Genomic DNA, 22045 nt, shown 5'->3' on the forward strand with positions numbered 1-22045 from the left:
CAAGACTTTTTTTAGCGCAACATGCGCCTCAAGAAGCTCGGACATAACTTCATTTTTGGTTGCCAACTTCGCTTCTAGTTCGGCAATCTGTCGGTCACAAGCCTTTTGGCCGCGTTTGTCAGACAAGGCCGCTTCGCCGTTCTCAAACAAAGCCTTTTGCCAGCGATAGTACTGGCTGGGCTGAATGCCCGCCTCGTCACACAGATCCGAGAGAACCACCTTCTCGACCAGGTGACGGCGCACATAGCCTACCTTCTGCTCAGCCGTAAATCTCCGCTTCTTCCGTTCCATACAAACCTCCGCTTATTATCTACACATTATAAACGGCTTGTTTGTCATTTTCCAACTGAACCGAAACACTTCTCGACTTCATCCAGGGTGAATCCACTAAATCTTACATTGATTTACTCATCCGATCGGCAAGACGAGGCAGGGGGCAAACGCTTCAAACATATCGATGTGATTCACCTGACGTTATTCGAATCATGATCATGAGTCTCATTGTGGATGAGGATGATCTCTTCATGAGTCACCGGCTACTAATGGAGAAAAAACTCCACCGCCATCTTCATACTGGAATTCAGGCAAACTCTGGAAATGTTCCAGCAGTGCATAAGCAGTGCAGTCTGTGCCTTTCCATAAAAATCGGCTCCAAGTGGGTTCCACCCGAGATCGCACTGGAAAAAAAGCTCTTGTCTGAGCTTATTTCCGGAGAAAATTTAAGCGTGTATTATGGGGTTTGTGATTCATGCAATCATAATTTTCGGAAAAAATGCAAACCCATTAGCATCGATCCTGTCACCGGTTCCCCGGTCGAGTGAAAATATCTCACAGCAATAAGATAAATCTTTGCCATCGAACTAGACCGTATAAAGACGACGCATTATCAGATCAAACATCTGATTTTATGAAAATTATGCCAAAATATGAAGTAGTCATTTCCGAAACCTGCCCCACACGCCCAACCAATCAGCTAACGGAAACCCACAGATTAAGAATTTTCTGTAAAACACTGAAATCACACAACGTCCAGTGGAAGTCCAGTGACACTGGACCTCGGCGTCAAAGTCCAGTGACGCGGAGAAAATGGCGGAGATCAGAGAAAATTTAGCTGCTGAGGGGGGCTGGGAGAGAATTTCTGAATTTTCCATTGAGACGCTAAGCATTGAAATTGTTAGCGTATTTCAGGCAACAAAAAACCCCGCATCTTGGAGTATGCGGGGTTCTTTGTATCTAAATGGTGAGGCGTGTGCGACCCTAATCGGAAATTCTCTAATTTTTTGGTGTGGTCCAAACAGAGAAAATTTGTGTGAAAACACGCTATACCAATATCGCGAAATAATCATCAACCAATTGATTTATATTGATTATTAAAATTTCTCGGAAAATTCTTTGCCCACGATTCCGCGTAAATTTGGGCAATCGGATTGGTTACCAAAATCAGATCACGGAATTTTTTCTTGGAAGCCACAGCTTTTGCCGCCCGCTCGCGATTAATCTTTTGCTGCGCCTTTCCCCTGGCACTGCTGCCCAGCTGTGATCAAAACGCCGATGGCGCTGACGATCTCCCGGATCCGCAATGCGGCCTCATGCGCCTCAATCTCGTCGTCACTCCCTAAGCGTCGGCTCTGTTCCTGAAACTCCTTGCCCAGGACCTGAGCAAATCCCTTCGCCAGATACTCCCCTCGCCTCACGCTCAGCAGCGTTGGCGGCATACAGCCCATCTCCACAGCCAGCGGCATAATCTTCGACCACCACACCCGTTCGGCAGCCGTCTTCGCTGCGTCATGAAACCCTTGAAACGCAGCCGTTGCATCAACTTCAGGCTGGTCCATCATCTGCTCTCAGCCACGGTTTGGAATTTTGGGTGTCGCCTTCTCGCTGACCCCCCGCTCGTCAAGCATGCTGATTCACCCAGCCCAAAAGTGACTGTAATGGCATGGCCCCGGATTGGCGCGCCACTTCCCGTCCGTCTCTGAAGATGATCATGGTCGGAATGCTCTGAATGCCATACTGACCGGCAATCGTCCGCTCCGCTTCGGTATCGACTTTGGCGACCCGGACCCTTGGCTCAAGAGATGACGCGGCCTGCGCAAACACTGGAGCCATCATTTTACAGGGACCGCACCACTCTGCCCAAAAGTCCACCAGAACAGGGATATGGCTGTTACCAATGTGACTGGCAAACGTCGCTCCCGTCAAATCCACGGGCTTACCTTGGAAGAGCTTGTTCTTGCAGCGGCCGCATCTCCCTTCAAGCGCAGGTCTCTCCACGCCAAGCCGGTTCGTTGCAGAGCATGACGGACACACTACTTGATAAGTATCACCCACGAATCATCCTCCTGTGTGCTGAGCGCTTTCCACTCAATCCAGCTGAATCCGTTTGCGCCCCTGCTTTATCTGGGCACGATTGCGCTTTCCCTCAAGGCGCCGCTTTTTGGATCCCAGGGTGCGCTTGGTCGGGCGCCTCGTCTTGGGCCGTTCCAGCGCCTGCCGAATCAGCTCCGCCAAACGTTCTCGGGCATCCAGCTGGTTTCCGACCTGAGTACGGAATCTGCGGGCGTCGATGATCAGCTCGCCATCCTTGGTCATGCGGCTCCCTGCAATCCCTTTCAGCCGCTGAAACATCTCCTGGCTGAGCACTGTGCACCGTTTGGCGCTGAATCGTAGCTGAACCGCTGTGCTGACCTTGTTGACGTTCTGCCCGCCAGAGCCTGAGGCTCGGATAAAGCTCTCCATAAGATCTCCTGCCGGAATGGTCAACGACTCGGTTATCACCAGATCATCCACCGGTCAGCGCCTCTCTCGGAGATAAGGCTCAAGGATCTCCCGCACAAAGGAACTGCGCAGCCCATACCTTCCACTCAACAACCACCGGCTAAAGCCGGTGGGTTAGCCTTACGGACTGAAAGTCCGGATACCGGCTAAAGCCGGTTTATTCTGGCTCCAACTGGAATTTGTCATTCGGATTCGGCTCGAAATGATGCTCAAGGTACTCCTGAACCATTTCATCTGTAATCTGACCGACCGTCGCGCAGAAGTACCCTCGCGCCCAAAAATGGCGGCCCCAGTATCGTTTCTTGAGGTGGGGGTATTCCTCAAACAATTTGCTCGACGAACGCCCTTTGATCCGGCGCATGATTTCACTTGGAGCCATGTTCGGCGGCGCAGAGACCAAAATATGGACATGATCTTTGCTCACCACCCCCTTGAGTATCCTGATCTCAAACGCTTCACACGTCTGCCGCACATACTCACGGACGCTGGTCGCCACCTCTCCACTCAGAACTTTGTAGCGGTACTTTGTCGCCCACACAAAATGGTACTCAATATTATATACCGTGTGGCTTCCGTATCGGTATTTCATGGACATAGCCCTCCTCTCCAGGAATACGTCCATTATGGCCTGATGCTGCCCATACCGCTACCACGTGGTCGGCTAAAGCTGACCGGCTAAAGCCGGTGGTTTGAACCTTAGGTTCGGAGAATCAACTTCTCGATCTTCTGCTTGACCTCATCCGCCTTACCCAACCTCTCGGCTGCACTCAGCGCCAGCCGGTAAGGCGTCAACACATCGAAGCCAGTGATTTCGTAACCCCCCCCCTGGCAAAGCCAGTGGATCGAGGCCATGGACACCGCCAACGAAAACTCTGGATCTGACTCTACCGTATCCTTGGCTGCTCTGTTCAGCGTCTGCGGATCGCTGGAGCTTTGAGTCGCAAGCCGCATGGCCAAATCACGGAATCCCAGCTTCCTGGCAGTGGCGAACCATTTCCCCTCAGCTCCCGGCGACGATCCGATGAGATCCATCAGGATTTCCGTCTTCTCCTTATGAGGATACCTCTTCACCAAAGCCCTGAAGGTGTTGATGTGAGTATTGGACTGGTTATTCCGCAGGCCAAAGCGTTGATAGGCCTCCTCCACCTCGCCAATGGAGAGCAGAAACTCCTCGCAGTCCCGCTCAATCATGAACTGATCGTTCTTGCAGTCAAATCCATTTGCAAAAGCCATGGCGGCCTCTTTCCCATGGAGTCTCCCGATGGCGAAAAAGCCGTACCGGTGATAGTACCAAAAGGGAAATGGGGCTAGCTCCAGCAGATCGATCAGTTCCTGATATCGACCGGCAACCAGCAGCGAGGAGAGGCAAGGCGACACGCCCCGATAATATCCTCCTCCACCAGGACTGCGCTTTGCCTCTTTCCAATGAATCCGGACGGTATCGATGAAATGGTCAACCCATCGTGATGCCATCTTGGGAGAGGCGCACAGCTCTCCCCACCTGTCGCCCATGATGTCCAAATAGCAGTAGCCATCTTCTTCGTAGGCCTTCCAAACCCGTTGCAGCCACTTGTCTCGCTGTTTGTCATCAACAGGGGCAGAAGCAATGATCGGAACCAGTGCATCAATGGCGTTGTTGACAGCGGTTCCAATTGCGCCAGATGATGAATCTACCTGTTCGAGGGCAGGTGCGACCTTTTCCAGAAATTTGACCGCCCCCTCTGCGCCGAGCGCCGGATCCGTCTTGGCCGCCTTCTTGACCTCGGCCACAGCCTCTTTCACCCGCTGACAGGCGGGCTGTGACCGCCAACCGAAGGCGTTCCTACGGAACCGGGGCGCGAAGGTCCACTTGTATGCTGGCGTCGTCATGGCGTGATCACCCTCACCATTTCTTCCGGTCCAGCAGCGCCATGAGGTTGCGTTTGCGCCGGTGCTCATTGCGCACGCCGGCCACGATGGCCGGAAACTCCTCTGCCTTGCCCATGGAACCGAGGAGCTTCTTGATCTTGGCGAGGTACTCCACCGCCCCCTCATAATTGCGCTTATCGGCGTGCTTCAGAAGGATCCGGATGTGTTCTCGGTAGATCTGGACCGAGTTGTAGGGATCCGTTTTTTCCCGCAGGCCAGCCAGTTCCAGCCATAGCGGCCCAGAGCATCCGCCCTTCCGGGCCTCGTCCCAGGCTGAGTCCATGTCCTTCTCCCACAGGAACACCTGAACCAGGATGGAGCGGTCGTTCAGGGATCCGTAGTCCCACCGCCGCCGACCGGCATGTTGCTGTTTTGATGCTGCGATCTGCTCCCGGATATGGGCCAACGCCTTCTCCCGCCATTCCGGCCACGCCTTGGCCAGCTTGGCGTGCTCGGCCAGGGTCTTGTACATGTCAAAGGATGTACGCCCGGTGAAAGCGGTCCAGGTCAGGGCCATGGCGTCATCATGCCGACCACGCCGGTGATAGGCGTGCGCGATGAACTCCCGCAGCCGGGCGTCGCCGCCTTTTTCCGGAAAGGCCTTCCAACCCCGCTCGGCCCACTCCAGGGCGGTGTTGTCATGGCCATCCTTCAGGTAGATTTCGGCGATCTCCAGAAAATGGTACTGGCTGGACAGGTCCTTCAACTTGATGGCCACCAGTTCTTCCACGTTGCCGGATGCCTTGGCCAGGGACTCCATCATGGAGGTGATGCGGTACCGTTTGCTGTCATAGCGTTTGGCATCCTGCTCCCCCGGCCCCAGCGCCTTCACCTTGGCCCATGCCTGTTCAGTCAGTTTCCGATACCGGGCCAGGCCGGCATTCCCCAGCACGTCGGCATAGGTTTCGGCGGCATGGGAAAAGGTGCCCCAGTCGTTGCCCAGCTCCCAGGCAAAGAGCCGTTCCGCCAGGGGTGCGGGCTCTGGCTTGGCCTTGCGGCAGGCCTTGTGGTGAATCTCTTGCAACTGCTCCATCAGCATGCCCATGTCGCCGCCGGAGTCGTCCACCTGTTCCACGGCGCGTTCCATGACGCCGAGGCCGTGCTCCGTGATTTCGATCACCGCCTCGGCATGGCCCTCGTGGAGAAGCTCCTCGATGGACTCGACCACCTCGCCGATGCCGCTGGAATAGTCGGGCATGCGCCGCCAGTCGACGAAGTCGTCGGACCAAGCCGCATCTTCGATGGCATCCTTCCAGACCGAGAGGTCCAGCTTGTCCCGGCTGGTTTTGGCGGTCATGGCCAACAGGCGGCGGTTGAGCCGGTCATCCTCCTCACACTGTTCCAGGAGCATCTCCACCAGGGCATCTTTGCTCTTGCCCATGAGGAAATCGCGGACATCCTTCTCGCCGATGCTATCGCTGGCCTTTTTGCCGGCCTCCGCCAAGGGGGCCTTCTGGTCCCTCGCCAGCCAGGCCAGCCCGACGGCAACGCAGTGCTTGCAGAACTCGTCATCCTCGCCCAGCGGGCACGAGCAATCGTATTCCAGTTCGTCGTCCTCAACCCAGAGCTGAACCTTGTAGGCGCGCGCGCCCTGCACCTTGCCGGTGATGACCCCATCGCTCTCCTTCAGGCTGGTGACCGCCCCATCCTGGAAATATTCATTCCCGCGCCAATAGTAGCGCTTGCCCGCCATCTCCATCATGGCAGCGGTGGTCAGGGTTTTTGCCAGTGTGTCGGGGGTGCTCTTTTTCCGTGCCATCAGAGCCTTCCATGGCATGATTCAGGTTGAGAACGCATCCATGCTATCAGGAAATCAAATTGACGCGCTATAGGCAATCTGCATATGATGCTGGGTGACGGTGGGGACTCATGCGAATTCAAGCGAGTGGAACCATGGCTGGATCCAAGCTCGATGGCCTTTCCCAAATCCAGCGAGAGCGGCTGTTTTATCTGGAGTTCCGGGCCTTTTTCCTGGGCGCGGTGAACCGGTATGACATTGTCAACCGATTTGGCGTGAAAGATGCCGCCGGTACCCGGGACATCCGGCTCTATCGGGATCTGGCCCCGGGCAACATCGAGTACGAATACCGGATTCGCAGCTACCTGCCCACGGACCAGCTCAGGCCGCTGTTCACTTTCGATGTGCCTCAGGCGATGGTAGCCATTGCCCATGGGCTGGGCGATGATTTCGTTGGGACCGGAAAGCCGCTCATCACATGCGAGATGCCGACCCACTTGAACACGCCGGACATCGACGTGTTGGCGGCCATGACCCGGGCCATCCATCTGCGGCGTGCGGTGAAGCTCACCTACCGCTCATTGAGCAGTGGGGCTACCCGCAAGGAGATCGTCCCCTACGCCCTGGTGGATAATGGGCTGCGCTGGCATGTGCGCGCCTACGACCGAAAGCGGCAGCGGTTCTCGGATTTCGTCATCAACCGCATGAGCGGTCCGAAACTGTTGGATGGGGAGGAGTTCCCCGAAAGCGAAACCCGGGAGGCGGATAACCAGTGGAACCGCATCGTGACCATGGAGATGGTCCCCCACCCGAGGTTGAAGCACCCGGAGACCATCGCTCATGAGTATGCCATGAAGGATGGTGTGCTCACGGTCAACGTCCGGGCCGCCGTGGCAGGGTATGTGCTCCGTCGCTGGAACGTGGATTGTTCCGAGAATCATCACCTGGACGGGGCCGAAGTCCACTTGTGGCTCCGGAACCGGCCAACGCTGTATGGGGTGGAAGGGCTGGTCATTGCGCCGGGCTACACGGAATCGACATGACGAATACGCAGATTCAGTCCGCAGTCTTGGATGCTGTCAGGCAAGCGGGGCAACTCTTCCACCGCCTGATTTTATTGGTGGGGCCATCCGGCTCGGGCAAGACGCGCCTGTTGCGCGATGTCGGCCACTCCACCGGATGGCCGGTCATCAACCTCAACCTCGAACTGTCCAAAGGCATGCTCGAACTGTCCAACAGGAAAAGAGCCATGAAGGCAGGCCGGTTGATGGCGGAAATCGTCGAGCGTGATGGGGCTGACGTCACGCTGTTGGATAACCTGGAGTTGCTGTTTGAACCATCGCTCATGCTGGACCCTCTCCGGCTGCTTCAGGGAATAGCCCGGGACAGAACCGTGGTTGCCGCATGGAATGGTCGTTTGACCGATGGCCATCTTGATTACGCCGAACCGGGGCATCCGGAACACAGGCGATACATGGCGAAAGATCTATTGATTGTCGAACTGGGGAACCAGTGAGCGGACATGGGAAGATATGGGGAGCACCCAGAGCATGAGATACGGCGAACTGATCCAGTTTGACCCCATCGAAACGGTCATCCACCTGCGCCACGCCGATGAAGCGGAAGCGGCACGGCAACTGGTGAGCACCTACGTGATCTCCGATGAGATGGCCGACCGGCTCTGCAACCTGGTTGTCCCTCAGTTGCAATTCGATGAGCCCGCCGACAACAAGGGCCTGTTGGTGGTGGGCAACTACGGCACGGGTAAATCCCATCTGATGTCGGTGCTGTCCAGTCTGGCGGAATATCCGGACTTGGCGGCGTCCCTGTCACACCCCAAGGTCGCTGAATCAGCGGAACGCATCTCTGGCCGCTTCAAGGTCGTCCGCACCGAGATCGGCGCGACCACCATGTCCCTGCGGGAAATCCTGGTCGCCGAACTGGAAGAACATCTGGATGGCCTTGGCGTGACCTTCCGGTTTCCGGATGCCTCGAAGGTGACAAACAACAAGGGTGCCTTCGAGCAGATGATGGTGGCCTTCCATGAGCAGTTCCCTGATCATGGCCTTTTGCTGGTTGTGGACGAACTGCTGGACTACCTGCGCACCCGCAAGGATCAGGAACTGATCCTGGATCTGAGCTTCCTGCGCGAGGTGGGAGAAGTCTGCAAGGATCTGCGCTTCCGCTTTATGGCCGGCGTGCAGGAGGCCATTTTCGACAGCCCCCGCTTTGCCTTCGTGGCCGACAATGTCCGGCGGGTCAAGGACCGTTTCGAGCAGCTCCTGATCGCCCGCAAGGATGTCAAGTTCGTCGTCTCTCAGCGCCTGTTCCGCAAGACATCCGAACAGCAGGCCCGCATCCGCGACTACCTTGTCCCCTTCGCCCGCTTCTATGGCCACATGAACGAGCGGATGGACGAGTTCGTCAATCTGTTTCCGGTACATCCGGATTACATCGACACCTTCGAGCGAATCACGGTAGTCGAGAAACGGGAGGTTCTCAAAACCCTCTCCGCTTCCATGAAGGGATTGCTGAACCGGGAACTGCCGGAAGACGCCCCTGGCCTGATCGCATACGACCAGTATTGGGGAACCCTGCGGGAGAACGCGTCGTTCCGTTCGGTGCCGGACATCAAGGCGGTGATCGACTGTAGCCAGGTGCTGGAAGCCAGGATTCAGCAGGCCTTCACCCGCCCGGCCTACCGGCCCATGGCGCTCCGGATCATTCATGCCCTGTCGATCCATCGGCTGACCCATAACGATGTCTATGCCGCCCTGGGCGCGACGGCCCGGGAGTTGCGCGACACGCTCTGCCTGTATCAGCCGGGCATTGAGGATCTGGGCGGTGACCCGGCGGACGATCTCCTCTCCCAGGTGGAGACGGTGCTCAAGGAGGTTCACAAGACCGTCAGCGGGCAGTTCATCTCCTCCAACCCCAGCAACCGCCAGTTCTACCTGGATCTGAAAAAGACCGACGATTTCGACGCCATCATCGAGCGCCGGGCCGAGGCGCTGGATTCCTCCACGCTGGATCGGTACTACTACGAATCCCTGCGCCGGGTGATGGAATGCACCGATCTGACCACCTACGTGACCGGTTACCGCATCTGGCAGCATGAACTGGAGTGGCGGGAGCGAAAGGCGGCCCGGCAGGGATACCTCTTCTTCGGCGCGCCCAACGAGCGTTCCACGGCGGTGCCGCAGCGGGATTTCTACATCTACTTCATCCAGCCCTTCGATCCACCCCACTTCAAGAAGGAGAAGCTCTCCGACGAGGTGTTCTTCCATCTGGCCGGGGCGGACGACGCTTTCCGCCAGACGTTGCGCCAGTATGCCGCCGCGCTGGATCTGGCATCCACGTCATCGGGCAACGCCAAATCGACCTACGAGGCCAAAGCCAACGGATACCTGCGGGATCTGGTGAAATGGCTCCAGGAGCACATGACCAGCGCCTTCGAGATCGAGTATCAAGGGCGTCGCAAGCCGCTGCGGGACTGGGCCAAGGGTCATTCCCTCCGGGAAATGTCCGGCATCGGAGCCAACGAGCGGATCAACTTCCGCGACCTGGTCAATGTCATCTCCGGCATCCTTTTGGGAACCCATTTCCAGGATCAAGCCCCGGACTATCCGTTTTTCTCGGTTCTGGTTACCTCGGACAACCGGCGTCAGGCTGCCATGGACGCCTTGCGCGGGGTTGCCACGGGAACCCGAACCCGGCAGGCGGCGGCGGTATTGGATGCCCTGGAACTGCTGGACGGCGACCGGCTGGAACCGGCCAACTCCAAATACGCCAAATTCATCCTCGATGCCCTGGGCCGCAAACCCACGGGACAGGTGGTCAACCGGGCCGAACTGATTCAGAGCGAATACGGCGTGGAGTACATGGCGTCAGGAACGTTGCGGCTGGAGCCCGAATGGTGCGCCGTCACCCTGGGGGCGTTGGTGCATGCGGGGGAATTGATCCTCACCATTCCCGGAAAGAAGTTCGACGCCTCCAATCTGGGTGAGATGGCCGCCACGTCGCTGGACGATCTCACGGCCTTCAAGCACCTGGAGCGTCCCAAGGAATGGGACATCCCCGCCATCAAGGCGCTGTTCGAGCTGGTGGGATTGACGCCGGGCTTGGCGCAACTGGTTTCCCAGGGCAAGCCGGAACCCCTCCAGGAGTTGCAGAGTAAGGTGACCGGGCTGGTTCAGCGCCTGGTGATCGCCGCTCAGCATGTTCAGGGCGGCATGGCCTTCTGGGGACAAGCTTTGTTGTCGGAAGGGGTGGTGACCGGGCACAAGTCCAGGCTGGAGGAGACCAAACGCTTCCTGGAATCGCTGCAATCCTACTCCACCCCGGGTCGCATGAAGAATCTGAAATTCAACGCGCAGCAGGTGCGGGCCCATCAGGATGGCCTGGACGTGCTCGCGGAAATCGAGTCCCTTCAGGAGTTGGTCAGCGGTTTGGGATCCATGGCATCCTGGCTCTCCACCGCCGAGGCGATCCTGCCGGGCGATCATGAATGGGTCGCCCGCATGCGCAAGACCCGTCAGGAAACGGTGGAAAGGCTGATGGACGGCAAGGCCCGGAGCAAATCGGGTTTTGCGCAACAGATCCGCCAGCAACTTGCGGAGCTGAAGTCCGCGTTCATCACCGTCTACAACGCCCTGCACACCCGGGCCCGGCTTGGGGTGAACGAGGAGAAGAAGGCGTCGGGGCTGAAGCGTGACAGTCGCCTGGAGCAGTTGAAGCGGCTGGCCACCATCGAGTTGATGCCGGCATCCCAGCTTTCCGCCTTCCAGAACCGCTTGGCTGGGTTGATCTCCTGCCACCGCTTGACCCAGCAGGAATTGGAAGCCAATCCGGTTTGCCCCCATTGTTCCTTCCGGCCCAACGCCGACGGGAACGCGCCGCCCATGGCGGATCGCCTGTCACGGTTGGAGGAGGATCTGGAATCCATGGTTTCCGGCTGGACCCGTACCCTGCTGGACAACCTGTCGGACCCCACCACCCAGGAGAGCCTGGAGCTTCTGAAATCGGAGGAGCGTGAGCCGGTCAAGGCCTTCCTGCAATCCCGCGCCCTGCCAGAGCCATTGTCCCAGGACTTTATCCATGCGGTGGGCAAGGCGTTGAAGGGTCTGGACCGGATCGGCGTTTCAGAGCACCGCCTGCGGGAAGCGGTCTTCACCGATGGTTCGCCCGCCACCGTGGAGGAGTTGCGGGAGAGGTTCGACCGCTTTCTCAACGGACTGGTCAAAGGCAAGGAACCGGGCAAGGTCCGGATCGTGTTGGAGTGACCCATGACCCAGGATGATCTAATCGAACTGCTAAAGGCGCATGAGTGGTCGGACGTTGAGTTCAAAGAAGCTCGACAGGCAGTTCCGAGAAGCGCATATGAGTCCGTGTCGGCATTTGCAAATACGGCAGGGGGGCATTTGGTTTTTGGGGTAAAAAAAGACGGCGCAGATTTTGAAGTGGTAGGCGTTATTGACGTGGACAATGTCCAAAATTCTTTTCTTTCAACGCTTCGCCAACCCGATAAGATCAGTGCAACAATCCATGTAAAGGAAGATCTTCACAATATTGACGGAAATGATTTGCTGATTTTCTATGTGCCAGAGGCGGCACGAACAGAGAAACCAATTTTTCTTAACGGTGACATCCGCAGGGCATTCATCCGCAAAGGGGGGATTGATGTCCGCTGCAGCCAAGAAGAGGTTCGCAGATTCATCAATGATGCTTCTTCTGATCGCTATGACGGACAGGTTGTTGAATTTAACCTAGACACATGTTTCGATTCCTCGGCGATATCCTGGTATCGCAATGTCTATGAGCACAAGCCCGGCAATCGCACTCATGCTGAAAAAAGCGATTTCGAGTTTCTCTTTGAGCTGGGCTTGATCAAGGAAACGTCTCAAGGCCACAAAGCCACAAAAGCCGCCATTCTCTTGTTCGGTCGTGACGGTTCATTTAGAGACCTGCTCCCCAGGATAACGGTCGATTGTCAGCGATATGGGGGGCAACATTCCGAATTGGCGCTCCAGCCCAGGTGGATGGACCGGCTTGTCTTGGATTTCAATTTAATCCGCTCTTGGCAGGCTCTAACCGACTGGTACCAAAAGCTATCGGAGACGCCATTCCGGGTTGATCCAACGACCATGCAGCGGATGGACATGCCGCCAGACTATGTGGCGTTCCGAGAAGCTGCCATCAATATCCTGATTCACCAAGACTTTTCTGACCAGACCCGCAAACCGGAAATTTGCCACTTCACTGACCGAACCATCTTTTGGAATCCAGGCGACGCTTTTGCCTCCGAGGTTGACCTATGGGAACCAGGAGCAAAGGAAGTGCGGAACCCAGCAATCGTGGGAGCCTTTCGCCGGATCGGGTTGAGCGAAAACTCCGGTTGGGGGTTGCGGGATGTTCGTACCAACTGGCTCCAGCTGGGCAACGTTCCCCCACAAATCACAAATGACAAGGCAAGAAAGACATTTCAGCTTACGCTGATTAAAGAGCTGTTGCTTTCTGAAGATCAAATCATGTTCCAGGCCAGCCTTGGCGTCCATCTGGATGAAAACCAGGCCAAGAGCTTTGCCTATGCCTGCCGCAATCGCGGCGCACTTACCGTCATGGATGTGAAAGCTGTCACCAGCCTCAACGGCCCGGATTCGCGAGCCCTGTTGAGCCAACTGGTGGTGCAAGGTTTGATGGAGGCACAGGAGGAAGGCGTGCGCTACCAGATCGCGGCGCATCTGCGCGACCGATTCTCGCCAGAGCAGCCATCCGCCGGGCAAGAGAACATATCCACTGCACAAGCTGAGGCCGAACCGGCCAACTTATCCACTGCACAAGCTGGGCAAAACACGGCCAACTTGTCCACTGCACAAGCTCAGCCGCTTACTCAGCTCTCCGAGATGCAGTGGTCCATCGTGGTGTTCTGCGATACGCCCCGCGCCATGATGGAGTTGGTGGAGCATCTGGGCGTTTCCAACCGGGGCTACTTCAAGAAGAAGCACTTGGATCCCCTGATCTCTGGGGGCGTTGTCTCCATGACAGAGCCCGATTCGCCCCGGTCCCCCAATCAACGCTACGTGCTGACTGATTCCGGATTGCGGTTGAAGGCCCGCCGCGTTTCCGCAGCCGATACTTTGCAGAAGGAATGATCCGATGGCTCGCAGCAAATCAAGCCAATCCCAGGGCCCGCAACTGTTTCAGGAAGAGATGGTTCCGGCTGCCGAAGGCTCGGGCCGCCTGTTCGACGTGGAGTATGCCGCGCCCACCGGCCCGGTGGAGTGCCTGGGCCAGACGTTTCCCAGCGATGAAGCCCGGCGGGACCATTTCCTGGGCTTGTTGCGGGAGAAGCTGAAGGATTCCGAATTCCGCCGGATCGAGGGATTCCCGGTGGGGACCGACGAAGACATTCTGGCGCTCTCCGACCCGCCGTACTACACCGCCTGCCCGAACCCGTTCCTGGAGGATTTCGTTCGCCACACCGGCAAGCCCTACGATCCGGAGCAGCCCTACCACCGCACCCCGTTCGCGGTGGACGTGAGCGAAGGCAAGACCGACGCTCTGTACAAGGCCCACTCCTACCACACCAAGGTGCCCCATCTGGCCATCGTGCCATCCATCCTCCATTACACCGAGCCGGGGGATATCGTGCTGGATGGTTTCTGCGGCTCCGGCATGACCGGGGTGGCGGCCCAGTTCTGCGGCGCGGCCCCCAACCGCTATTGCCAGGATCTGGAAGCCATATGGCAGAAGGAAGGGTTGGGCAAACCCCAATGGGGCGCGCGGCGGGCCATCCTCAATGACCTGTCGCCGGCGGCCACCTTCATCGCCGCCAACTATAATCTGCCCTTCGACGTCAATGCCTTTGCCAAGGCCGGGCGCAAGCTGCTGGACGAGGTGGAGCAGGAACTGGGCTGGATGTACGAAACCCGGCACAAGGATGGCCGCCGTGGGCGCATCGAGTACACCGTCTGGAGCGAGGTGTTCGCCTGCCCCGACTGCGCCGGGGAGGTGGTGTTTCTGGAAGAAGCCCTGGATGCCGAGACCAAGCGGGTGAAGGATGCTTTTCCGTGCCTCCATTGCGGCTCTGAACTGACCAAGAAGCGGATGGAGCGCATTCAGGAAACCCGGATGGATCCGGTCATGGGCCAACCGGTGCAAACGCCAAAACGCTGCCCGGTTCTCATCAACTTTAAAATCGGCAAGGGCAAATACGAAAAGAAACCGGATGAGCAGGATTTGGCCATTCTGGAGCGAATCGAGTCCATGCCGTGGCCGTCAGAAATGCCTACCGACGCGCTTCCCTACATGCACATGACCCACGAGCGGGCGCGCATGGACCGCCAGGGGATCACCCACGTCCACCACTTCTTCCTGCCCCGGGCCGCCCACGCCCTAGCCGCCCTGTGGCGCAAGGCCCAGGCCCATCCCGAGCCGCGCACCCGGAACATGCTGCTGTTCTTCGTGGAGCAGGCGATTTGGGGGCTTTCGGTGCTGAACCGGTACGGCCCCTCGCATTTTTCGCAAGTCAATCGCCAGATGACGGGTGTCTATTATGTGGCATCCCAACATGCCGAGTGCAGCCCGGAATATAATCTTGGAAACAAGCTGGATCGTTTGAAGAAAGCATTTCAACCCATAAAATTTACTCCGAACCAAAGCTCGGTCAACCAGGGAAGCGCCGCCAGCATCCCACTCCCAGATAACTTTATCGATTACGTCTTCACCGACCCGCCCTTCGGCGAGAACATTTACTACGCCGATCTGAACTTCCTTGTGGAGTCGTGGCACCGGGTGCGCACCGACGCCCAGCCGGAAGCCATCGTGGATAAGGCCAAGAAGAAGGGCATGCCCGAATACCAGCGGCTGATGGAACGCTGCTTCCGGGAATACTACCGGGTGCTGAAGCCGGGCCGCTGGATGACGGTGGTGTTCCACAACTCCAAGAACGCCGTCTGGAACGCCATCCAGGAAGCGATGCTGGCCGCCGGTTTCGTGGTGGCCGACGTGCGCACCCTGGACAAGAAACAGGGTTCCTACCGGCAGGTCACCAGCACCGCCGTCAAACAGGATCTGGTCATCTCCGCCTACAAAGCCAACGGCGGGCTGGAGCAGCGCTTCGAGATCACCGCCGGCAGCGAGGAAGGGGTATGGGATTTCGTCCGCACCCACTTGCGTCAGCTTCCCGTCTACGTGGCCAAGGGCGGCGAGATGGAGGTGATCGCCGAGCGGCTGGGTTATTTCCTATTTGACCGGATGGTAGCCTTCCACGTCCAGCGCGGCGTGACGGTGCCCCTCTCCTCGGCGGAATTCCTGATGGGGCTGACCCAGCGCTTCGCCGAGCGGGACGGCATGTTCTTCCTTCAGGAGCAGATCGCCGAATACGACCGCAAGCGCGTCACCGCCGACAGCGTGAAGGAGCTGGTGCTGGACATGGTGGTGGACGAAGCCTCGGCCCTCCAGTGGCTGCGCCAGGAGCTGAAGGCCCGGCCCCAGACCTACCAGGAGATCCAGCCCCGCTTCATGGAACGCACCCGGGCCGGGTGGAACAAGCACGAGAAGATGCCGGAGCTGTCCGAGGTGCTGAAGATGAACTTCCTGGTCTATGGCGGCCAGGGGGACGTGCCCAGCCAGATCCACAGCTACCTCTCCACCAATTTCAAGGACATGCGCGGCCTGCCCAAGGATGACCCCACCCTACGCGCCAAGGCCAAGGACCGCTGGTTCGTCCCCGACCCCAACCAGGCGCTGCAACTGGAGCAGATGCGCGAAAAGAGCCTGCTGCGTGAGTTCGAGGAGTACCGCGCCAGCACCAGCAAACGTCTGAAGCTCTTCCGCCTGGAGGCCGTCCGCGCCGGCTTCAAGAAGGCCTGGCAGGAGAAGGACTACCCCACCATCGTCGCCGTCGCCGCCAAGATCCCCGAAGCGGTGCTCCAGGAAGACGCCAAGCTGCTGATGTGGTACGACCAGGCAGTGACCCGAACTGAAGACGCTTAGTCATGAGTGCAACAGTGGCATAAAGCTGTGATAGGGAGCTCAAGCATGCAATCATCATGGCTTTATAGTCCTGAACACCAATCAGCATGTAAGGCGCTTGAGCAATTCACGCACTGGGGACAATCATACTATCGCGTTTGGATTCCTGACCGAGATTCTATCCTCCGCATCCCTGCAGAGAAGCTCATTCCTCTTGACCAGGCTCCTGGCATGGGGCATGAGCTAATCTCATTTATTTCAACAGCATCCAGGATTGCGGATACCCTGACCCACGACGTCCTTCTAGCCCCCATCGAATCTTCGGTCATCCCCTTACCCCACCAGATCCACGCCCTGACCCGCGCCATGTCCGGGGATCGGGTCCGCTATCTCCTCGCCGATGAAGTGGGGCTGGGCAAAACCATCGAGGCGGGACTGATCATCCGTGAATTGAAGCTGCGCGGGCTGGCCCGGCGGGTTCTCGTCCTAGCCCCCAAGGGGCTGGTCACCCAGTGGGTGGCGGAGATGAAGGGGCACTTCAACGAGGATTTCCGACTGCTGATGCCCAGCGACTTTGCGGGATATCGGCGCATCGCTGGCGAAGAGAATCCCTGGCGGACCCACCATCAGGTGATCTGCCCCATGGACTCGGTAAAACCGCTGGAGAAACGCCGGGGCTGGTCCCGGGCCCAGGTGGCGGAATACAACCATGACCGGTTTGACAGTCTGGTGGCCGCCGGATGGGATTTGATCATCGTCGACGAGGCCCACCGCATGGGAGGCAGTACCGATCAGGTGGCCCGCTTCCGGCTGGGTCAGGGGCTTGCCGAAGCGGCTCCCTATCTGCTGCTTCTCTCCGCCACCCCCCACCAGGGCAAGAGCGACGCCTTCCACCGCCTGCTCACGCTGTTGGATATGGATCAATTTCCTTCCCAATCCAGCGTCACCCGGGAGCGCGTCGCCCCCTACGTGATCCGGACGGAGAAACGCCACGCCATCGATGCGGAAGGCAAACCGCTCTTCAGACCCCGCCAAACCCAACTCTTCCCCGTGGCATGGGAGGCGCGCCACCAGCGTCAGAAAGCCCTGTACGAGGCCATCAGTGACTACGTGCGCCTGGGCTACAACCAAGCCATGCGACAAAAGCGCAACGCCATCGGCTTCCTGTTAATCCTGATGCAACGTCTGGTTACCTCCAGCACCAGCGCCATCCGCACGACCCTGGAACGCCGCCTGGAGGCTCTGAAATTGCCGAATCCCCAACTCTCCCTGCTCACCCCGGAGATGGAAGAGGAATGGGGCGACATGGATGGGCAGGAGCTGCTGGAAAACCTCATGGCCACCCGGGTCAAAGGGATCCGCAATGAACGCGCCGAGGTCCAGATGCTGCTGGACGCCGCCCGGCAATGTGAGGAAGCTGGTCCGGACGCCAAGGCCGAAACCCTGCTGGATCGCATCTACACCTTGCAGCAGGAGGAGAACGACCCGGATTTGAAGGTGCTCATCTTCACGGAGTTTGTCCCCACCCAGGAGATGCTCCGGCAATTCCTGGAGGATCGCGGCTTTCCCGTGGTTTGCCTGAACGGGGCGCTTTCCATGGAGGAACGCAAAGCCGCTCAACTGGCATTCGCCCAGGAGCGGCGTATTCTGATCTCCACCGATGCCGGCGGCGAGGGCCTGAACCTGCAATTCTGCCACGTGGTGATCAACTACGACATTCCCTGGAACCCCATGCGGCTAGAACAGCGCATCGGTCGGGTGGACCGCATCGGCCAGCCGCACGTGGTGCGCGCCATCAACTTCGTCTTCGAAGAGACGGTGGAATACCGGGTACAGGAGGTGCTGGAAGAGAAGTTGGAGGTGATCCGGCAGGAGTTCGGCATCGACAAGACCGGCGACGTTCTGGATTCGGCCCAGACAGGAGAACTATTTGATGACCTACATGTGGATGCGATTCTGCATCCGGAGAAGGTTGAGCCAGCGGTCGATGAGATGGTCAACCGTATCCGGGAAGGCGCTGTCAATGCGCGGGAGACGGAGTCCATTCTGGCTGCCACCCGGGAGCTTGACCCGGGAGATGCACAGCGGATGATCTCACACCCGCTTCCCCACTGGGTGGAACGGATGACGGTGAGCTATCTGCGCGCTCATGGAGGAGACGCCCAACGAACCAACTCTGGATGGCGGTTGCAATGGCCGGGAGAGAAACCGGAATCAGGACGGTTCGTGTTCTCAACCCAGGAATCCATGTCAATCCCTACGGCCAGCCATCTCACCCTGGAGGATCCACGCATTCGTAGCCTGGCATCTCGACTGCCCCGCTTCATTCCTGGGCAACCGATCCCTGTCGTTCAGCTTCCAGGCATTCCTGACGGAATCGAAGGGACCTGGTCCCTGTGGCGGATCGCCATTCAAGACTCCGACGGTAACCGGCAACGCATCATGCCGCTCTTCGTCCACGATGATGGGCGGGCGCTCATGCCGACGGCCAAACGGATATGGGATCAATTGATGGCGGCGGATGCCTCCATTCAACGCCATATGACCGGGGACGATGCCGCATCGGCATTCCACAAGGTCGAGAGCTTGGCCGAACAGCACGGTCACGGCCTGTGGCAGGAACTCCAGGAAAGCCACAGGGAACGGATCGCCGCCGAGCTGGTCCGGGGAGAATACGCCTTTTCCATGCGTCGGCAGTCCATTGAACGACTCGGTCTTCCGGAAGTGAAGAATCATCGCTTACGCTTGCTGGAACAGGAGGAAGAGTCCTGGCGCAGTGATTTGGCCAGCATAGAACAGATTCTTCCAGAAATGACGCCCCTGCTGATAGTGCGAATGCACGAAGGCGATGCCCATGGCTGACTGGCGCAAGGCGATTCTCGACGAATTCACCCCCGGCGTCGCCCGCCTGACCCTGGCAGCCGACCCGGATGACCTGTTGGTGGAGGAGGAAATCTCGCGGCAACTACAGGCGCGGGGCTTCGAGATCATGCGCTACGATGATCCGGTCGCGTTCCGGTTCGCCTATGAATCCAAGTACCGCAGCCGATGGGATCGAAAGGAGACGTGTGATCTGGTGGTGGTCTGGAATGGGGATGCCATGCTGCCCCATGATCTGCTCCAGACAGGCCGGAGCCTGACGTTCACCCTGGCGGACCTGTTTCCTGGCCTGAGCGTTTCCGTTCTCTCCGCGTTGGACCGGGCGGACTTGACGCCGCTGTTCCGCGCCCGTGCCGGTTCCTCTCTGGAACCCATGGGTGACAACGCCACCAAGGATTTCATCCTCCGTCATGTGTTCGGCATTGCCCCGGAGTTGATCCGGCAACCATCGGATCTGCTTCGCGTCCTGTTGCGCCGCCATTATCAGAATCAGCGAATCCCTGAAACGCTCGATGACCGGCTAATCGGCCAAATGCGTCATGGCGGATGGTTCGACGAATGGCCCTTGGAGGAGATCGTTCCCGACCGGGATGTCTTTTTTGGATTCCTTCAAGAACGGTGGCCAGTGTTCCTGAAGCAACTGGCCGACAGGCTGGAGGCGCATCCCTGGACGACCCCCGTCGAGCAGATTTCCTCCTATGGCATGAAACATCGTGGTCCGGCTTGGCTGCCTTTCGACCATGATGATGTGCGCATCTACGTGGACAACCTGTTCCTTGAGGGATTTCTGCACCCGGTCAGGTTCGAAAACCCAGCCATTCTCAACCTGAGCTGGCTGGGCGTTGGCATCTTTCAGGACCCGGATGCGGATCGCAAGAAGCGGTTGGAATCGATCTTGGACAAATGCGCTGCATCTCTTCCCGCACCTGAAGCCAGGCACAAGAAGTGGCTCCAGTTCGCCAGACTCTGGGGACAGCTCACCCGCTTGGCCACTGATCCGGACTATCCGCTGTCGGCGAATCATTCCGATTCATTCCACAACCTGCAACAGCGATTGGATCATCTGTTCCAAGCATGGATGGAATCCCGCTTCGGCGGGCTGCACAACCAACCGGCCTTGCCACCGATCATGGTGCATCACGTTCCCAGAGCCATTGCGCGTCAAATGGCCGACCAAGCCGACAGCAAGGCGGCCATGATCGTGATGGATGGCCTGTCTCTGGATCAATGGTTCACCATCGGTGAGTCTCTCAGGGAACAACTCCCTGGCTTGGGTTTCCATGAGGATGCCGTTTTTGCCTGGGTTCCGACGCTGACTTCCGTCTCCAGGCAGGCCATATTCTCGGGGAAGCCGCCTATTTTCTTTCCGGCGTCCATTCAGACGACGGCCAAGGAGCCGGACCTTTGGCGGCAGTTCTGGGAAGAACAGGGACTGACCCGCCAGGAGTGTGGCTATGAGAAAGGGTTGGGGGACGAATCGCTGGCGGGACTGGAACCGCTCCTTTGTGATCATCGCACTCGCGTTGCGGGCTTGGTGGTCGACAAGGTGGACAGGATCATGCACGGAATGGAACTGGGGGCTGCTGGAATGCAGGCATCCATCCGGCAGTGGTGCAACATGGGCTGGCTCTCCGGTTTGATCGAGTTGTGCATCAGCCAGAATTTCGATGTGTACCTGACGTCTGACCACGGCAACGTTGAAGCCGTCGGTATGGGCCGTCCCTCCGAGGGGATGATCGCGGATGTTCGGGGAGAGCGCTGCCGCATCTATCCTGATCAAGGACTCCAACAGAGATTTCACCATGAATTCAGCGAAAGCCTTCCATGGCCCGGATACGGCTTGCCGGATGGGTTTCACGCCTTGCTTGCCACACAACGTTCCGCCTTCATTGCGCATGGGAAACGTGTCGTCGGGCATGGTGGCATTACGATTGAGGAGGCCATCGTGCCTTTCATCCAGATCAAGAAGGCTCAGCAATGACAGGGGCAGGACAAATTGGGTTCAGTCAGCGGATCCAGCTGGATTGGCTTGAGAAAACCGCCAATCTGGTATTGGCGGGCATGGACCGGAAAGAGATCACGCAGCAGCTTCAAGAGCACTTGCAAGGTGAATTGTCCGTAGGGGGAACAGCTCAAAGAGGGAATCGCGAAAAGGCCATCTCGATTCTTCTGAGGATCTGGTTGACTGGCCGGCCTGAATGGCCATTCATTCGGGAACAAGGATTGGAACTGCTGCGAACAACACCTGCCCGCCAGCACATCGCCATCCACTGGGGGATGTCCATGGCGGCTTACCCATTCTTCGGATCCGTTGCAGAGGCTACGGGACGCCTGTTGCACCTTCAGGAAACGGTTGGATCAGCACAGATCCAGCGCCGTCTCCGCGAACGGTTCGGAGAACGCGAAACCGTATTCAGAGCAGCCAGACGCATCTTGAGGGTATTCGCCGATTGGAACATCCTTGAAGACACCCAGACAAAGGGCATGTACCAGCTCAAGGGCGGAAAGACGCCGCTGCAGAACGACTCGATTGCGGCTTGGCTATTGACGACACGCTTGGCATTGGGAGATGGACAGCCAGAATCCTTACGGTCCTTGGTCAATCATCCATGCTTTTTTCCATTTCAAATGCGCGCGCCATCAATTGGCGAACTTGGCTCTTTCGATGGAATGCTAATCTCACACCACGGGATTGATAACGAAGCCGTCCTTTCTCTTCAATCACTTAACAATCATGCATAAGGACTGAGTATTGACCCTGATAGG

Annotated in this window: 16 protein-coding genes; 9 read left to right on the top strand and 7 right to left on the bottom strand. The window is 58.0% G+C overall.

Annotated elements, in window-relative coordinates:
* A partial coding sequence (locus MAIT1_RS00655) for a transposase (RefSeq protein ID WP_143814582.1) occupies positions 1-291 on the bottom strand: 291 nt, incomplete at its 3' end.
* Positions 292-503: 212 nt separating this feature from the next.
* Here MAIT1_RS00655 and MAIT1_RS21390 point away from each other — a divergent pair.
* Positions 504-821 carry a hypothetical protein gene (locus tag MAIT1_RS21390; protein WP_143814583.1) on the top strand — a complete coding sequence of 106 codons (318 nt, stop codon included), beginning with the start codon at positions 504-506 and terminating at the stop codon, positions 819-821.
* 672 nt (positions 822-1493) lie between these two features.
* On the opposite strand, the gene MAIT1_RS00660 is transcribed toward MAIT1_RS21390, so the two are convergent.
* The 6 genes from MAIT1_RS00660 to MAIT1_RS00685 all read right to left on the bottom strand — a co-directional run bounded on the left by MAIT1_RS00660 (position 1494) and on the right by MAIT1_RS00685 (position 6445).
* Positions 1494-1838 (bottom strand): hypothetical protein, encoded by a 345-nt coding sequence (locus MAIT1_RS00660; protein ID WP_085440097.1) that lies wholly within the window; start codon positions 1836-1838, stop codon positions 1494-1496.
* Positions 1839-1896: 58 nt separating this feature from the next.
* Positions 1897-2331: a thioredoxin TrxC gene (gene trxC, locus MAIT1_RS00665; protein WP_085440098.1), complete on the bottom strand. Its 435-nt coding sequence runs from the start codon at positions 2329-2331 to the stop codon at positions 1897-1899.
* A 33-nt stretch (positions 2332-2364) separates the two neighbouring features.
* Positions 2365-2790, bottom strand: coding sequence for an alternative ribosome rescue aminoacyl-tRNA hydrolase ArfB (arfB, locus tag MAIT1_RS00670; RefSeq protein WP_085440099.1), 426 nt, complete (start codon positions 2788-2790; stop codon positions 2365-2367).
* Positions 2791-2935: 145 nt separating this feature from the next.
* Positions 2936-3367: an IS200/IS605 family transposase gene (tnpA, locus tag MAIT1_RS00675; RefSeq protein ID WP_085440116.1), complete on the bottom strand. Its 432-nt coding sequence runs from the start codon at positions 3365-3367 to the stop codon at positions 2936-2938.
* Positions 3368-3474: 107 nt separating this feature from the next.
* Complete coding sequence (locus MAIT1_RS00680; protein WP_143814584.1) at positions 3475-4548, bottom strand: hypothetical protein; 1074 nt, start codon at positions 4546-4548, stop codon at positions 3475-3477.
* Positions 4549-4660: 112 nt separating this feature from the next.
* Positions 4661-6445 carry an SWIM zinc finger family protein gene (locus MAIT1_RS00685; protein ID WP_085440101.1) on the bottom strand — a complete coding sequence of 595 codons (1785 nt, stop codon included), beginning with the start codon at positions 6443-6445 and terminating at the stop codon, positions 4661-4663.
* Between the two features lie 134 nt (positions 6446-6579).
* Between MAIT1_RS00685 and MAIT1_RS00690 the strand changes: the two genes are divergently transcribed.
* From MAIT1_RS00690 to MAIT1_RS00725, 8 genes are read left to right on the top strand one after another with little or no spacing between them, the layout of a single operon-like run.
* Positions 6580-7467 carry a helix-turn-helix transcriptional regulator gene (locus MAIT1_RS00690; protein WP_085440102.1) on the top strand — a complete coding sequence of 296 codons (888 nt, stop codon included), beginning with the start codon at positions 6580-6582 and terminating at the stop codon, positions 7465-7467.
* Positions 7464-7940 (top strand): BREX-3 system P-loop-containing protein BrxF, encoded by a 477-nt coding sequence (brxF, locus tag MAIT1_RS00695; RefSeq protein WP_085440103.1) that lies wholly within the window; start codon positions 7464-7466, stop codon positions 7938-7940. The genes MAIT1_RS00690 and brxF overlap by 4 nt, the downstream gene beginning before the upstream one ends.
* A gap of 34 nt (positions 7941-7974) precedes the next feature.
* Positions 7975-11706, top strand: a complete 3732-nt coding sequence (locus MAIT1_RS00700; protein WP_085440117.1) for a DUF6079 family protein — start codon at positions 7975-7977, stop codon at positions 11704-11706.
* A gap of 3 nt (positions 11707-11709) precedes the next feature.
* Complete coding sequence (locus MAIT1_RS00705) at positions 11710-13575, top strand: RNA-binding domain-containing protein (RefSeq protein ID WP_085440104.1); 1866 nt, start codon at positions 11710-11712, stop codon at positions 13573-13575.
* 58 nt (positions 13576-13633) lie between these two features.
* Positions 13634-16420, top strand: a complete 2787-nt coding sequence (locus MAIT1_RS00710; protein WP_349678464.1) for a DNA methyltransferase — start codon at positions 13634-13636, stop codon at positions 16418-16420.
* 45 nt (positions 16421-16465) lie between these two features.
* On the top strand, positions 16466-19261 hold the full coding sequence (locus MAIT1_RS00715; protein ID WP_085440106.1) for a DEAD/DEAH box helicase: 2796 nt from the start codon (positions 16466-16468) through the stop codon (positions 19259-19261).
* A complete protein-coding gene (gene pglZ / locus MAIT1_RS00720; RefSeq protein ID WP_085440107.1) occupies positions 19254-21260 on the top strand; it encodes a BREX-3 system phosphatase PglZ in 2007 nt (668 codons plus the stop codon). Before MAIT1_RS00715 ends, pglZ begins: the two co-directional genes overlap by 8 nt.
* Positions 21257-22021, top strand: coding sequence for a hypothetical protein (locus MAIT1_RS00725; RefSeq protein WP_085440108.1), 765 nt, complete (start codon positions 21257-21259; stop codon positions 22019-22021). The genes pglZ and MAIT1_RS00725 overlap by 4 nt, the downstream gene beginning before the upstream one ends.
* Positions 22022-22045 lie beyond the last annotated feature (24 nt).

Origin of the sequence: Magnetofaba australis IT-1, from assembly GCF_002109495.1 — a bacterium.
GTDB classification, from domain to species: domain Bacteria; phylum Pseudomonadota; class Magnetococcia; order Magnetococcales; family Magnetococcaceae; genus Magnetofaba; species Magnetofaba australis.

Bases quoted from the DNA above. Each gene is read 5' to 3' on its own strand.
- MAIT1_RS00685 (WP_085440101.1), bottom strand. From the start codon at position 6,445: ATGGCACGGAAAAAGAGCACCCCCGACACACTGGCAAAAACCCTGACC.
- MAIT1_RS00715 (WP_085440106.1), top strand. From the start codon at position 16,466: ATGCAATCATCATGGCTTTATAGTCCTGAACACCAATCAGCATGTAAG.
- MAIT1_RS00725 (WP_085440108.1), top strand. From the start codon at position 21,257: ATGACAGGGGCAGGACAAATTGGGTTCAGTCAGCGGATCCAGCTGGAT.
- tnpA (WP_085440116.1), bottom strand. From the start codon at position 3,367: ATGAAATACCGATACGGAAGCCACACGGTATATAATATTGAGTACCAT.
- pglZ (WP_085440107.1), top strand. From the start codon at position 19,254: ATGGCTGACTGGCGCAAGGCGATTCTCGACGAATTCACCCCCGGCGTC.
- MAIT1_RS00660 (WP_085440097.1), bottom strand. From the start codon at position 1,838: ATGATGGACCAGCCTGAAGTTGATGCAACGGCTGCGTTTCAAGGGTTT.
- brxF (WP_085440103.1), top strand. From the start codon at position 7,464: ATGACGAATACGCAGATTCAGTCCGCAGTCTTGGATGCTGTCAGGCAA.
- MAIT1_RS00700 (WP_085440117.1), top strand. From the start codon at position 7,975: ATGAGATACGGCGAACTGATCCAGTTTGACCCCATCGAAACGGTCATC.
- MAIT1_RS00710 (WP_349678464.1), top strand. From the start codon at position 13,634: ATGGTTCCGGCTGCCGAAGGCTCGGGCCGCCTGTTCGACGTGGAGTAT.
- MAIT1_RS00690 (WP_085440102.1), top strand. From the start codon at position 6,580: ATGGCTGGATCCAAGCTCGATGGCCTTTCCCAAATCCAGCGAGAGCGG.
- MAIT1_RS00705 (WP_085440104.1), top strand. From the start codon at position 11,710: ATGACCCAGGATGATCTAATCGAACTGCTAAAGGCGCATGAGTGGTCG.